Source organism: Streptomyces sp. NPDC004752 (genome assembly GCF_053601275.1).
Window position 1 is genome coordinate 1 of sequence record NZ_JBSGBN010000026.1, and the last position, 14,305, is coordinate 14,305.

10 protein-coding genes are annotated in these 14,305 nt (G+C 71.6%); 8 read left to right on the forward strand and 2 right to left on the reverse strand.

Features of this window, described 5'->3' with window-relative positions; all coding sequences use genetic code 11:
- Positions 1 to 760 precede the first annotated feature (760 nt).
- The gene (locus ACWEKM_RS13525) at positions 761 to 1,417 is read right to left on the reverse strand and encodes a bifunctional DNA primase/polymerase (protein WP_451621333.1); all 657 of its coding nucleotides are present in this window, start codon (positions 1,415 to 1,417) and stop codon (positions 761 to 763) included.
- A gap of 458 nt (positions 1,418 to 1,875) precedes the next feature.
- On the opposite strand from ACWEKM_RS13525, the gene nsdA reads away from it, so the two are divergent.
- From nsdA to ffh, 5 genes are all read left to right on the forward strand, one after another.
- Complete coding sequence (nsdA, locus tag ACWEKM_RS13530) at positions 1,876 to 3,348, forward strand: transcriptional repressor NsdA (protein WP_451621334.1); 1,473 nt, start codon at positions 1,876 to 1,878, stop codon at positions 3,346 to 3,348.
- Positions 3,349 to 3,669: 321 nt separating this feature from the next.
- Entirely contained in the window at positions 3,670 to 5,025 is a 1,356-nt protein-coding gene (locus tag ACWEKM_RS13535) for an ammonium transporter (protein WP_451621335.1), read from the forward strand.
- Positions 5,022 to 5,360: a P-II family nitrogen regulator gene (locus ACWEKM_RS13540; protein WP_003997576.1), complete on the forward strand. Its 339-nt coding sequence runs from the start codon at positions 5,022 to 5,024 to the stop codon at positions 5,358 to 5,360. Before ACWEKM_RS13535 ends, ACWEKM_RS13540 begins: the two co-directional genes overlap by 4 nt.
- 119 nt (positions 5,361 to 5,479) lie before the next feature.
- On the forward strand, positions 5,480 to 7,981 hold the full coding sequence (locus ACWEKM_RS13545) for a [protein-PII] uridylyltransferase (RefSeq protein ID WP_451621336.1): 2,502 nt from the start codon (positions 5,480 to 5,482) through the stop codon (positions 7,979 to 7,981).
- Positions 7,982 to 8,255: 274 nt separating this feature from the next.
- Positions 8,256 to 9,803, forward strand: a complete 1,548-nt coding sequence (ffh, locus tag ACWEKM_RS13550) for a signal recognition particle protein (protein WP_451621337.1) — start codon at positions 8,256 to 8,258, stop codon at positions 9,801 to 9,803.
- Positions 9,804 to 10,210: 407 nt separating this feature from the next.
- Here ffh and ACWEKM_RS13555 read toward each other — a convergent pair whose 3' ends face one another.
- Positions 10,211 to 11,068 (reverse strand): SAM-dependent methyltransferase, encoded by an 858-nt coding sequence (locus ACWEKM_RS13555; RefSeq protein ID WP_451621338.1) that lies wholly within the window; start codon positions 11,066 to 11,068, stop codon positions 10,211 to 10,213.
- 201 nt (positions 11,069 to 11,269) lie between these two features.
- On the opposite strand from ACWEKM_RS13555, the gene proS reads away from it, so the two are divergent.
- From proS to rpsP, 3 genes are all read left to right on the forward strand, one after another.
- Positions 11,270 to 12,685, forward strand: a complete 1,416-nt coding sequence (gene proS / locus ACWEKM_RS13560) for a proline--tRNA ligase (protein ID WP_451621339.1) — start codon at positions 11,270 to 11,272, stop codon at positions 12,683 to 12,685.
- A 260-nt stretch (positions 12,686 to 12,945) separates the two neighbouring features.
- Positions 12,946 to 13,542 carry a hypothetical protein gene (locus tag ACWEKM_RS13565; RefSeq protein WP_359298900.1) on the forward strand — a complete coding sequence of 199 codons (597 nt, stop codon included), beginning with the start codon at positions 12,946 to 12,948 and terminating at the stop codon, positions 13,540 to 13,542.
- 336 nt (positions 13,543 to 13,878) lie between these two features.
- Positions 13,879 to 14,301, forward strand: coding sequence for a 30S ribosomal protein S16 (gene rpsP, locus ACWEKM_RS13570; protein WP_451621340.1), 423 nt, complete (start codon positions 13,879 to 13,881; stop codon positions 14,299 to 14,301).
- Positions 14,302 to 14,305: the final 4 nt, after the last annotated feature.

A 14,305-nucleotide genomic window follows, 5' to 3' on the forward strand; every position in this document is an offset into this window, starting at 1 on the left:
CCCCCCCCCCCGCGCCGCCCCGCCCGCCGCCGTGTGCGGGCCAGGGGAGGGAGACGGGAGGAGGCGAAGTCCACCGCCCGGTACGTGTGCGACGGGCGGGGGAGACAGCTCCACCGTCCGGTGCGCGTACGACGGCCCCCGCGTCGGGGCATTCCTTCGGGTTCGGGATTCGCCCGCCCGGCGCGCCGCTCCGGGACCGCCCGGACGGCACCGTGCGCTCGATCGCCTGGGTCGGCCCGAAGCGGGCCTGCCTGCCGACGTGGTCGCCAGGGTGCCTGCCGACATTTGTCGCCGTCGGGCGGCCGTCCGTACCGACAGGGCCTCGGGGCGCGTACGAGTCGCCGCCGCGGTACGAGAGCCGGGCACGCACGAACCCCGCCGCTCCGGCACGCGCAAACTGCCGCTCCGGCAGGTGATCGGGCACGCGCAGGCCGTTGGCGCGGCAGGTGATCGGGCACGCGCAAGCCGTTGCTCCGGCAGGTGATCGGGCGCGCGCAAGCCGTTGCTGCGGCACGCGATCGGGTACGCGAGGTGCACCGCGCGTCGCCGTCTTCCCCCGCCCGGATGTCACTCGTCCTCGCCGACGGGACGCCGCTGCCTCACCACGCCTGGATACCGGTCACCTTCGCCGCCAGGAAGCCGCGGTCACCCTCCGTCGCGGCAGCGCGCCGCTTGTCGTGGCACGGCGCCGCTCACCCGCGCTGACAAGGCGCCGATGGCATCTCGTGGTCGGGCTTCGGCGGGTGTGGCGTCGTGCGGGTCAGGCTCGTGAGCGGTGGGCCAGGTAGGCGAGGGTGCCGAGGAGCAGGCGGGCCGCCGGGGGCCTGGTCGCCGAGTCGAGGGCGGGCGGGCGGAGCCAGTGGACCGGGCCCAGGCCACCACGGTCGGAGGGCGGCGCCGTGAGATACCTGCCCGGCCCGAGTCCGCGCAGATCGAGGGAGGTCGGGTCGTCCCAGCCCAGGCGGTAGAGGAGCGTGGGAAGTTCGGTGGCGGCGCCGGGGGCGACCAGGAACTGGGCGCGGCCGTCGGGGGTCGCGATGACCGGGCCCAGGGGCAGGCCCATCCGCTCCAGGCGGGCCAGCGCCCGGCGCCCGGCGGGCTCGGCCACCTCCAGCACGTCGAACGCGCGGCCGACCGGCAGCATCACCGCGGCGCCGGGGAACTCGCCCCACGCCTTGGTGACCTCGTCGAGCGTGGCCCCGGCGGGGATCTGGGGTGCGAACTCCAGCGGATGCGCGCCCGGCGCACGGCAGTCCGCCCGGCCGCATGAACAGGCGCCCCCCGCGGTCCGCGCGCCCGGCACCACGTCCCAGCCCCACAGTCCGGTGAACTCGGCGACGGTGGTGCACTCCGACGAGCGGCCACGCCGACGCGTGCCGGAGCGGATCTCGCGCATGCCGCCGATCGTGAAGCCCATGCCCCCTCCAACGGGTCCGGCGCGCCGACGGTTACGGCGCGGAACGAGACGGAAGCGGAACGTGACCATACGGCTCCGTCTACCCCAGCCCCTACGGGAGTCGAGCGGCGCTATGAAGCGTCACCGGTGGCACGCCGGGACGTGCGCGCTCCCGAGTGCACCGCCGCATCCACTTCCGGCCGTCCTGTGTCAAGTGAATCGCGCCCGGGCTACCGGGAGTTCATTCGAAGGGGTGGCGAATGGTGGCGTTTCCTGGATCGCCATGGCTGGACCGGTGATCGTAGGATTACTTTGAGTGCACGAGGCCCGGGGCACATGCACTCATGGGTATGCCGGGGGCATGGCGGCATTCTGTTCGAAGGGTGAGAACTGTCGGACGGGCGGCCGTATTCACCGGCATGCTGATAGGGCTTGGCGCACGCGGTGACACAAGTGGTCTCAGGAATGGGGGCGTTCCAGTGGGCGGCAACGGCGGTGGCGGGACGAACGCTGACAAACGCCCCAATGAGCTGCTCGGCTCGTGGTTCGTCCGCAGCGGCTGGTCCAAGGGCGAGCTGGCCCGCCAAGTGAACCGCCGGGCCCGCCAGTTGGGGGCCGGCCATATCTCGACGGACACCTCCCGGGTGCGCCGCTGGCTGGACGGCGAGAACCCCCGCGAGCCGATCCCCAGGATCCTGTCCGAACTGTTCTCCGAGCGATTCGGCTGCGTCGTCTCCATCGAGGACCTCGGCCTGCGCGCCGCCCGCCCGTCACCCTCCGCGACCGGCGTCGACCTGCCCTGGACGGGCCCGCAGACGGTGGCCCTGCTCAGCGAGTTCTCGCGCAGCGACCTCATGCTGGCGCGGCGCGGCTTCCTCGGGACCTCGCTGGCCCTGTCCGCGGGCCCGTCCCTCATCGAACCGATGCAGCGCTGGCTCGTCCCCGCGCCGGCCGCCCTGCGGCCCGAACCCGAGTCCGTCGAGTCCCGGCGCCCCGGCCGGCTGTCCAAGCCCGAGCTGGAGCTGCTGGAGTCCACCGCGATGATGTTCCGCCAGTGGGACGCCCAGTGCGGCGGCGGCCTGCGCCGCAAGGCGGTCGTCGGCCAGCTGCACGAGGTGACCGACCTCCTCCAGGAGCCCCAGCCGGAGGCCACCACCAGGAAGCTGTTCAAGGTCGCCGCCGAACTCGCCGAACTGGCCGGCTGGATGAGCTACGACGTCGGGCTCCAGCCCACCGCGCAGAAGTACTTCGTTCTCGCCCTGCACGCCGCCAAGGAGGCGGGCGACAAGCCCCTCGGCTCGTACATCCTCTCCAGCATGAGCCGCCAGATGATCCATCTCGGCCGGCCCGACGACGCCCTGGAACTGATCCACCTCGCCCAGTACGGCAGCCGCGACTGTGCGGGCCCGCGCACCCAGTCCATGCTGTATGCGATGGAGGCACGCGCCTACGCCAACATCGGGCAGCCCGGCAGGTGCAAGCGGGCGGTGCGGATGGCCGAGGACACCTTCGCCGAGGCCGACGAATGGGACGAGCCGGACCCCGACTGGATCCGCTTCTTCTCCGAGGCCGAGCTGTACGGCGAGAACTCCCACTCCTACCGCGACCTCGCCTATGTCGCCGGCCGCAGCCCCGCCTACGCCTCCCTGGCCGAGCCGGTGATGCAGCGGGCCGTGGAACTGTTCGCCGGGGACCACGAACACCAGCGGTCGTACGCACTGAACCTGATCGGCATGGCCACCGTGCACCTGCTGCGCCGCGAGCCCGAGCAGGGCACGGCGTACGCCACACAGGCGATGAGCGTCGCCAAGAAGGTGCGCTCCGAGCGGGTGAACACACGTATCCGCAAGACCGTCGACACGGCCGTGCGCGACTTCGGCGACCTCGCCGAGGTCATCGACCTCACCGACCGGCTCGCCAGCGCCCTCCCGGAGACCGCCGAAGCGGTCTGACCCCGCAGAACCCCGGCCGCGGCCGGCCCTCCCGAACAGCCCGACTCGGCTCCCCCATGCCAGGTCATCGGAGGGCCGCCCGCGGCCGGTTCGTTTCCGGCGGAGAAGGTTGCGCCACGATAACGATGGACGGTGTCCGAATCCGGCAGTTCATCGATGCGTAACACGCACGGCGCCTTCGTCACCCCGGTGAAACAACGGGTGGCCTCGACCGAAACCGCGCTGCGTCAGTCTCAGGGCGCATAACCGGCCCATCCCGCATGACCGGACCACGCTCAGGCTTAGCCCGCACGGGCCGTACCAACCGACGAGGAGACGCCGATGGCACCAGCCATCACGCTTGCCGCGGAAGCATCCAAGCTGTCCGCCGCGGACACAGGCTTCATGCTCATCTGTTCCGCCCTGGTGATGCTCATGACTCCGGGCCTGGCCTTCTTCTACGGAGGCATGGTCCGCGTCAAGAGCACCCTGAACATGCTGATGATGAGTTTCATCAGCCTGGGCCTCATCACCATCCTGTGGGTGCTCTACGGCTTCTCCATGGCCTTCGGCGCCGACAGGGGCTCCCTGATCGGCTGGACCTCCGGCTTCGTCGGTTTCAGCGGGATCGACAAGACGGCCCTCTGGGGCAGCTACCCGATCCCGGTCTTCGTCTTCGCGGTCTTCCAGCTGATGTTCGCGATCATCACGCCCGCCCTGATCAGCGGCGCCCTCGCGGACCGCGTGAAGTTCTCGGCGTGGGCCGTCTTCCTCGTCCTGTGGGCCACGGTCGTCTACTTCCCGGTGGCGCACTGGGTGTGGGGCACCGGCGGCTGGGCCTTCGACCTCGGCGTGATCGACTTCGCCGGCGGTACGGCGGTCCATATCAACGCGGGTGCCGCGGCCCTCGGCGTGATCCTCGTCATCGGCAGACGCGTCGGCTTCAAGAAGGACCCGATGCGCCCGCACAGCCTCCCGCTGGTCATGCTCGGCGCCGGTCTGCTGTGGTTCGGCTGGTTCGGCTTCAACGCCGGATCCTGGCTCGGCAACGAGGACGGCGTCGGCGCGCTGATGTTCGTCAACACACAGGTCGCCACCGCCGCCGCCATGCTGGCCTGGCTCGTCTACGAGAAGATCCGGCACGGCGCGTTCACCACGCTGGGCGCCGCCTCCGGCGCGGTCGCCGGCCTGGTCGCGATCACCCCGTCCGGTGGCGCGGTCTCCCCGCTCGGCGCGATCGCCGTCGGCGCCATCGCCGGTGTCCTGTGCGCCATGGCCGTGGGCCTGAAGTACAGGTTCGGCTACGACGACTCCCTCGACGTGGTCGGCGTCCACATGGTCGGCGGCATCGCAGGCTCCCTGCTCGTCGGCTTCTTCGCCAGCGGCAAGGGCCAGTCCGACGTCAAGGGCCTGTTCTACGGTGGTGGCCTCGACCAGTTCTGGAAGCAGTGCGCCGGGGTCTTCGCCGTCCTCGCCTACTCCCTGATCGCCTCCGCCGTCCTCGCCTTCCTCCTCGACAAGACCATGGGCATGCGGGTCACCGAGGACGAAGAGGTCTCCGGCATCGACCAGGCCGAGCACGCCGAGACCGCATACGACTTCAGCGGAGCCGGTGGCGGAGTCATCGGTACCGTCGCGTCCGCCCTGGCCGCCACGCAGAGCAAGAAGGCCACGCAGAGCAAGAAGGTGGACGCATGAAGCTCATCACCGCCGTCGTCAAGCCGCACCGACTCGACGAGATCAAGGAAGCCCTACAGGCATTCGGGGTGCACGGTCTGACGGTCACCGAGGCGAGCGGCTACGGCCGACAGCGGGGACACACCGAGGTCTACCGCGGCGCCGAGTACACGGTCGACCTGGTACCCAAGATCCGTATCGAGGTGCTGGCCGAGGACGACGACGCCGAGCAGCTGATCGATGTCATCGTCAAGGCCGCCCGCACCGGCAAGATCGGTGACGGCAAGGTCTGGTCCCTGCCGGTCGAGACGGCCGTCCGGGTCCGCACCGGCGAGCGCGGCCCCGACGCCCTCTGACCGGACGCGTCCAGCAGCAGGCCGCCCAGCAGAAGGCCGACCGAAGGCCGTCCGACCGGAGGTCCGGCCGAAGAGGGACAGGAACCGAAGAGGGACAGGAAAGGAACAGGAGTCGCCGGGTGACGGGTACGGAAGTTCGGAACGACGCAAAAAACCTGGGGCCCAGCGGCTACGCGGCGGCCCGGCTGCGCCTCCTCACCGAGGACGCGCGGTCCGGGGCGCCGCGCCGGCGGGCCCTCGCCGAGCTGACCGACGACTGGCTGACCAGGCTGTTCACCGCGGCGGCCGAGGGCCTCGGCGGCGTCTCACTGGTCGCCGTCGGCGGCTACGGCCGCGGCGAGCTGTCCCCGCGCAGCGACCTCGATCTGCTGCTGCTGCACGACGGCGGCGACACCAAGGCGGTCGCCGACCTGGCCGACCGCATCTGGTACCCGGTCTGGGACCTCGGCCTCGCCCTCGACCACTCCGTGCGCACGCCGCCGGAGGCCCGGAAGACGGCGGGTGACGACCTCAAGGTCCAGCTCGGACTGCTCGACGCCCGCCACCTCGCGGGCGACCTGGGTCTGACCTCCGGACTGCGCACGGCCGTGCTCGCCGACTGGCGCAACCAGGCGCCGAAACGCCTGCCCGAACTTGAGGAGCTGTGCGCCGAACGCGCCGCGCGCCAGGGCGAGCTGCAGTACCTCCTGGAACCGGACCTCAAGGAGGCCCGCGGCGGCCTCAGAGACGCCACCGCCCTGCGCGCGGTCGCCGCGTCCTGGCTCGCGGACGCCCCCCGTGAGGGCCTCGCGGACGCCCGGCGGTGCCTGCTCGACGTCCGTGACGCCCTGCACCTGGCCACCGGCCGCGCCACCGACCGCCTCAGCCACCAGGAACAGGACCAGGTGGCGGCGGACCTGGGCCTGCTCGACGCCGACACGCTGCTGCGGCAGGTGTACGAGGCGGCGCGCGTCATCTCCTACGCCAGCGACGTCACCTGGCGCGAGGTGGGGCGCGTGCTGCGGTCGCGGGCCGTGCGTCCGCGGCTGCGCAAACTGGCAAGGGAGCGAAGCGACTTCCTCAGAAGGGCGGTGGCGGGCGACGGGAGGGCGCTGGGAGGCAAGCCGGTCACCGAACGGTCGCCGCTGGCCGAGGGCGTGGTGGAGCAGGACGGCGAGGTGGTGCTCGCCCGCGTCGCGCGCCCCGAACGCGACCCGGTGCTCCCGCTGCGCGCCGCGGCCGCCGCCGCGCAGGCCGGTCTTCCGCTCTCCCTGCACGCCGTACGGCGCCTGGCGGCCACCGTCCGTCCGCTGCCCATTCCCTGGCCCGCCGAGGCCCGGGAGCAATTGGTCACCCTGCTCGGCTCGGGCCGTCCGACGGTGGACGTCTGGGAGGCGCTGGAGGCCGAAGGCCTCATCACGCGGCTGCTGCCGGACTGGGAGCGGGTGCGCTGCCGCCCGCAGCGCAACGCCGTCCATGTGTGGACCGTGGACCGGCACCTGATCGAGACGGCGGTCCGCGCCTCCGCGCTGACCCGCCGGGTCGGCCGCCCCGATCTGCTGCTGGTCGCCGCCCTGCTGCACGACATCGGCAAGGGCTGGCCCGGCGACCACTCGGTGGCCGGCGAGATCATCGCCCAGGACGTGGCCACGCGCATCGGCTTCGACCGCGCCGACGCGGCCGTCCTCTCCGTTCTCGTACGGCATCACCTGCTGCTGATCGAGACCGCCACCCGGCGCGACCTGGAGGACCCGGCCACCGTCCACGCGGTCGCCGATGCGGTCGGCACGCCGAGCACGCTGGAGCTGCTGCACGCGCTGACCGAGGCGGACGCGCTGGCCACCGGCCCGGCCGCCTGGTCGTCCTGGCGTGGCGCCCTCGTCGCCGACCTGGTGCGGCGGGTCGCGGCGGTGCTGGCCGGGGACGCCCCCGACGAGCCCGAACCCGCGGCCCCCACAGCCGAGCAGGAGCGGCTCGCCATCGAGGCGTACCGCACCGGCGGGCCGGTGCTCGCGCTGCGCGCGCAGGCGGAACCGGCGGCGGACGAGGAACCCCCCGGCGCCCCCCAGCCACTGGGTGTCGAACTCCTCATCGCCATGTCCGACCAGCCGGGGGTGCTGCCCGCGGTGGCCGGCGTCCTGGCCCTGCACCGGCTCACCGTCCGCACGGCGGAGCTGCGGGCCCTGCGCCTGCCGGGCGACGTCGACGACGGCTCGGTCCTGCTGCTGAACTGGCGGGTCGCGGCCGAGTACGGCTCGCTGCCGCAGGCGGCCCGGCTCCGCGTCGACCTGGTGCGGGCGCTGGACGGCAGCCTGGACATCGCGGGCCGGCTCGCGGAACGGGACGCGGCCTATCCGCGCCGCCGCGGCCAGGTGGCCCCACCGCCCCGGGTGACGGTCGCCCCGGCCGCCTCCCGGCACGCCACGGTGATCGAGGTCCGCGCCCAGGACGCGCCCGGACTGCTGTTCCGGATCGGCCGGGCGCTGGAGGAGGCGGGGGTGCGGGTGCGGAGCATGCACGTCAGCACGCTCGGCTCCAACGCCGTCGATGCGTTCTACGTCACGACGGGGATGGGGGCGCAGTTGCTGCCGGAGGATGCGGGGTCGCTGGCTCGGGTGCTGGAGGAGACGTTGCGGGCGTGACCTTGCGGTCATGTTGTGCGTTTACCGGATGTGCTCCCCGCTGACGCGGGGGTGGTCCGATCGTGAACGACGGACTGGTCACCATCCTTGGTTGCTCCCCGCAGCTGCGGGGGTGGTCCCCTTCGCAGTAAGGGACGGTTGTGCGACGCATGCTCCCCGCCGATGCGGGGTCTCCGGCCCTGCCCGCTGAACTCAGCGGGCAGGGCCGATTTGCTTGCGGGGCCAGATACTCTGGAGGGCGACCCAGCTTCCGACTCCGAGGACCGACGCCGCCGTGTTCGATACTCTCTCCGATCGCCTTTCAGCAACCTTCAAAAACTTGCGCGGCAAGGGGCGTCTGAGTGAAGCGGACATCGACGCCACGGCGCGCGAGATCCGCATCGCGCTCCTCGAAGCCGACGTGGCTCTGCCTGTCGTTCGGACGTTCATCAAGAACGTCAAGGAGCGCGCACTCGGTGCAGACGTCTCCAAGGCGCTGAATCCCGCCCAACAGGTCCTCAAGATCGTCAACGACGAACTTGTGCAGGTTCTCGGCGGTGAGACCCGCCGTCTGCGCTTCGCCAAGCAGCCGCCCACGGTGATCATGCTGGCGGGTCTCCAGGGTGCCGGTAAGACCACCCTCGCGGGCAAGCTCGGCCGGTGGCTCAAGGAGCAGGGACACTCGCCGCTGCTCGTCGCCGCCGACCTCCAGCGCCCGAACGCCGTCAACCAGCTGAGCGTCGTCGCGGAGCGGGCCGGCGTCGCGGTCTACGCGCCCGAGCCGGGCAACGGCGTCGGCGACCCGGTCAAGGTCGCCAAGGACTCCATCGACTTCGCCAAGTCCAAGGTCCACGACATCGTGGTGGTGGACACCGCGGGCCGCCTGGGCATCGACCAGGAGATGATGCAGCAGGCCGCGGACATCCGGGACGCGGTCGGCCCGGACGAGATCCTCTTCGTCGTCGACGCGATGATCGGTCAGGACGCTGTCAACACGGCCGAGGCATTCCGCGACGGTGTCGGCTTCGACGGCGTGGTGCTCTCCAAGCTCGACGGCGACGCCCGCGGCGGTGCGGCCCTGTCGATCCGCCAGAGCACCGGCAAGCCGATCATGTTCGCGTCGAACGGCGAGAAGCTGGAGGACTTCGACGCCTTCCACCCGGACCGGATGGCCTCCCGCATCCTCGACATGGGTGACCTGCTCACCCTGATCGAGCAGGCGGAGAAGACGTTCAGCCAGGAAGAGGCCGAGAAGATGGCCTCCAAGCTGGCGTCCAAGAAGGGCCAGGACTTCACCCTGGACGACTTCCTGGCCCAGATGGAGCAGGTCAGGAAGATGGGCAGCATCAGCAAGCTGCTCGGGATGCTGCCCGGCATGGGGCAGATCAAGGACCAGATCAACAACCTCGACGAGCGGGACGTCGACCGCACCGCCGCGATCATCAAGTCGATGACCCCGGGGGAGCGTCAGGACCCCACGATCATCAACGGCTCGCGCCGGGCCCGTATCGCCAAGGGTTCGGGCGTCGAGGTCAGCGCGGTCAAGAACCTGGTCGAGCGGTTCTTCGAGGCGCGCAAGATGATGTCCCGCATGGCCCAGGGCGGCGGCATGCCCGGCATGCCGGGGATCCCGGGCATGGGCGGCGGCCCCGGCCGGACGAAGAAGCAGCCGAAGAAGGCCAAGGGCAAGCAGCGCTCCGGCAACCCGATGAAGCGCAAGCAGCAGGAGTTGGAGGCGGCCCAGCGGCGCGAGGCCGCGGCCCAGGGCGGCGCCCTCGGCCTGCCGCAGCAGGGCGGGCAGGACTTCGAACTGCCGGACGAGTTCAAGAAGTTCATGGGCTGAGGCCGCGCACGACTGCGAGGGCGTTCCCCAACCACTGCGGCGAGGGGAACGCCCTCGGCGTTTCCGCGATGCCACCGGCCGCGCCCGCGGCCTGCCGCACCGAGGGCGCCCCCGAGGACGCCGGCTCTCCGCGCTGCGCGACGACGCCCAGAGGGGTACGGGGTCGGCGCCGCGGGCCCTCGCAAGTGCCGTGAGCGCCGCGGCCGGTTGGACGCGTCGGGCCGGGGCCCATGAGGGTGCGGGAGACGCTGGAAGAGGCGCCCACCGGAGCGCGGGGACCACACGACTGACGAAGGACGAGCCCTGAGCCGATCTCACCGCGAGCCCTCGGCCGTCCCGGCGGTGTCGTCCCGGGACGTGCTCTGGTTCGGCGGTGCCGTCCCCGCGACGTGCCCCGGCCCGGCGGTCTACGGAACGTGGGCGATCAGATAGCGGAAGACGTTCGGCATCCACACCGTCCCGTCCCGCCGCCGATGCGGGTGCAGCGTCTCCCGCAACTCCTTGTCCACCTGCACCTGGTCGGTGGCCGCGATCGCCGCGTCGAACAGCCCCGTCGACAGCAGACCGCGTACCGCGCTGTCGAGGTCCGCGTACCCGAACGGGCAGGCCACCCGCCCGGAACCGGCCGGCCGCAGCCCGGCCCGCCGGGCGACCTCCTCCATGTCGTCGCGCCGGGCCGGGCGCCGACTGCCCGCGCCGCGCAGCGGATCGCCCGGCCCCGCGGCCACCCGCAGCACGGACGAGGTGGCGCAGCGCTCCGGCGGGCCCCAGCCGGTCAGCACCACGGCCGCCCCGCGCGCGGCGAGCGGTACCGCGGCGGCGAGCAGCTCGCCGAGCCCCTCCGCGTCGCCCGCCGCGCAGCCGATCGGTTCGAAGGCGGTCACCAGGGTGAACGCGGGCGTCTCCGCGTCGGCCGCGTCCCTCGGTGAGCCGTCCACGATCCGGGCGCGCGCACGCGCGCGCGTGCCCCATGCGTCCGGCAGCAGCCGCTGGCGCGCGAGGGCGAGCAGTTCGGGCCGGGCGCGGTCCACACCGGTCACCGCGGCCCCTCTGGACGCCGCCGCCAGCAGGGCGAGCCCGGAACCGCAGCGAAGCCCCAGCAGCCGGGTGGCGGCGCCCACTTCAAGACGTTCGTAGACCGACTCGTGGAGCGGGACCAGCATCCGCTCCTGGATCTCGGACCAGTCACGCGCGCGTGCGCACCGGTCCGCGCGGGGCGCGGGGCCCGCCTGGGACGGGTGCTGCCGCACGAGCGTAGGAGTCATGGACAAGCGCCCCAATCCGCCGAAGGCTGCCGGTGTGCGCGGTTGCGTGGTCCCCGTGCCGTGTGCGCTCGCACTCTCCACGTATGTCAGGTAACTCCCGGCGCGCGACGGCGTCCAGGGGTCGTGGGGCCCGCATCGCGGCTTCCCGGCGGCTGTGGCGAGAATTCACATCCCGGCAACATGGACCCGTACCATCGCGCCATGGCAAAGGCACCCGTTCTCACGCCCCGGGCGGTCGACTTCCCCCGCTGGTACCAGGATCTGATCAACAAGGCCGAGCTGGCCGACAACGGTCCGGTGCGCGGCACCATGGTGATCCGACCGTACGGGTACGGGCTGTGGGAGCGGATGCAGGCCGAGATGGATGCCCGGATCAAGGAGGCCGGTGCCTCCAACGCCTACTTCCCGTTGTTCATCCCGCAGTCGTACCTGACCCGGGAGGCGGAGCACGTCGAGGGCTTCGCGCCGGAGCTGGCCGTCGTCACCCACGGCGGCGGCAAGGAGCTGGAGGAGCCGGTCGTCGTCCGGCCCACCTCGGAGACGATCGTCAACGACTACTTCGCCAAGTGGGTGCAGAGCTACCGCGATCTGCCGCTGCTGATCAACCAGTGGGCGAACGTGGTGCGTTGGGAGCTGCGCCCGCGCGTGTTCCTGCGGACGACGGAGTTCCTCTGGCAGGAGGGCCACACCGCGCACGCCACATACGAGGACGCCCGGGACTACGCCGCGCACATCCACCGGAACGTGTACGCCGACTTCATGGAGAACGTCCTCGCCATGGACGTCCTGGCGGGCCGCAAGACGGCCAGTGAGCGCTTCGCCGGCGCCATCAACACCCTCACCCTGGAGGGCATGATGGGCGACGGCAAGGCCCTCCAGCTGGGCACCAGCCATGAACTCGGCCAGAACTTCGCGAAGGCGTTCCACACCCAGTACCTGTCGAAGGACGGCCGGCAGGAGTACGTCTGGCAGACCTCCTGGGGCTCCACCACCCGCATGATCGGCGCCCTGGTGATGATGCACGGCGACGACGCCGGCCTGCGCGTACCACCCCGCCTGGCGCAGATCCAGGTCGTCGTCCTCGCGGTCAAGGACGACGAGGCGGTCCTCGCCAAGGTCCGCGAGATCGGCGACCGGCTGAAGGCGGCCGGGATCCGGGTCCGGGTGGACGACCGCACGGACACCCCGTTCGGCCGCCGCGCCGTCGACTGGGAACTGAAGGGCGTGCCCGTCCGCATCGAGGTCGGCCCGCGCGACCTGGAGAACGGCACCGCGATGCTGGCCCGCCGGATCCCCGGAGGCAAGGCGCCGGTCGCCCTGGACGCGCTGGCCGGGCTGCTCCCGCGGATCCTCGACGAGGACCAGGCGCTGCTCCTGAGCCAGTCCCGGGAGCGCCGCGAGTCGCGCACCACCGACGTGACCACCGTGGAGGAGGCCGTCGAGGCCGTCACCGCCGGCGGCTGGGCGCGCATCCCGTGGGCCGACCTCGGTGAAGAGGGGGAGGCCAGGCTGGCCGAGCACGCCGTCACCGTACGGTGTCTGGTCGCCGCGGACGGGTCGGTGCCGGACGCCGACGACGCCCCCGGTAACGTCGCGGTCGTCGCACGCGCATACTGAAGCGACACCGATCGCCGCGAGAGCGACCGAAACACCTCTTGTGCATCAGCCGACCACAGCCGAACCGGCGCGCGGACCCGATCTGCGCGCCGGGTCCTACGTTGGACTACGTACCGGCTTGGTACGAGCTGTGAGGCTTCTCCGCAGATCAGCGCACCCGCCCTCGTCAGGACGCATCAGTGGCAACTGACGGGTACGTGCAAATTATTTGGGATGCCCCGGAATCGGAACACAGCGGCACTCCGGCTCGTTGTCATTACGTGAGCACGACACAGACACCACCTGTTCTCGCCGCAGAGCTGGCGCAGGCGTGGGCCGACATTCAGCGGTACCACCCCGAGTTGCCGGACCTTGCCGCGCCAGAATCCCTGATCGGGGAGTCGTCGTCCGCGTGCGGTCACGAACTCTCCTTCGAACGACTGCTTCATGAGGCAGTCCACGGCATCGCCGCCGCCCGCGGCGTGCGCGACACCTCCCGAGCCGGCCGCTACCACAACCGGAGATTCCTCGCCATCGCCGAGGAGCTGGGCCTGGACCACCCCGACGAGCCGCACCCGAGCAGCGGCTTCTCGCTGGTCACGCTCAACCCCGAGGCGAAGCGGCGCTACCGCCCGACGATGGAGCGGCTCCAGCGCGCCCTGAAGGCCCACCTGGCGGCCACCTCCGCCGACACCTCTCGTACCTTCCGCGGCCCGGCCGCCCGCCACGGCTCCTCCGGTGGCGGCGTCCGCGTCAAGGCCGTCTGCGACTGCGGACGCAACGTCCGGGTGGTCCCGTCGGTCCTGGCCCAGGCGCCCATCATGTGCGGCGGCTGCGGCAAGCCGTTCCGGATCCCGGAGGTCGTGGGAGCGGCGTAGCCCGCGGGCCGCAAGGTACCGGCATCTCGTGGGTGCCGGTGGGGCCGGCGATGCCGGGTGCCGCTGAGCGGCGGCACCTCGCAGCGCCGGGCGGCGCACCCGTGCACCCGGCGCACATCACCTCCGCGCCGGGTGCATGAGGTGTGCCCTGCCGCAGCTCACCGACCGTCGGCCGAAGGGGGTCACTGGGTGTGGCACAATGGCCAGCTGTACTCGACAGCCGCACAGGACCCCTCTCTCCTCCGGCTGACGCGTCCATCGGGCCACTCGGGCACCGCAACCCCACGCGGCACCTCGTTGTGCCCCACCACGTCAAATCCAGGAGAACCCACTCCCGTGGCAGTCAAGATCAAGCTGAAGCGTCTGGGCAAGATCCGTTCGCCTCACTACCGCATCGTCGTCGCCGACTCCCGTACCCGCCGTGACGGCCGGGCCATCGAGGAGATCGGCAAGTACCACCCGACCTACAACCCGTCGGTCATCGAGGTGGACGCCGACCGCGTGGCGTACTGGCTCGGTGTCGGCGCGCAGCCGACCGAGCCCGTGCTCGCCATCCTGAAGAAGACCGGCGACTGGCAGAAGTTCAAGGGCGAGCCCGCTCCGGCGCCGCTGCTCGTGGCCGCTCCGAAGGCCACGCGTCCGTCGTTCGAGGCGCTCGGCGGCGAGGACGAGGGCAAGGGTGAGGCGATCACCCAGAAGAAGAAGGCCGAGAAGAAGGACGAGGCCGCCGCCGAGTCCTCCGAGTCGACCGAGGTCTGAGCAG

Excerpts from the sequence above, each read along its gene's own strand:
- proS (WP_451621339.1), top strand. The coding sequence starts at position 11,270 with ATGGCAAAGGCACCCGTTCTCACGCCCCGGGCGGTCGACTTCCCCCGC.
- ACWEKM_RS13525 (WP_451621333.1), bottom strand. The coding sequence starts at position 1,417 with ATGGGCTTCACGATCGGCGGCATGCGCGAGATCCGCTCCGGCACGCGT.
- ACWEKM_RS13555 (WP_451621338.1), bottom strand. The coding sequence starts at position 11,068 with ATGACTCCTACGCTCGTGCGGCAGCACCCGTCCCAGGCGGGCCCCGCG.
- ACWEKM_RS13540 (WP_003997576.1), top strand. The coding sequence starts at position 5,022 with ATGAAGCTCATCACCGCCGTCGTCAAGCCGCACCGACTCGACGAGATC.
- ACWEKM_RS13535 (WP_451621335.1), top strand. The coding sequence starts at position 3,670 with ATGGCACCAGCCATCACGCTTGCCGCGGAAGCATCCAAGCTGTCCGCC.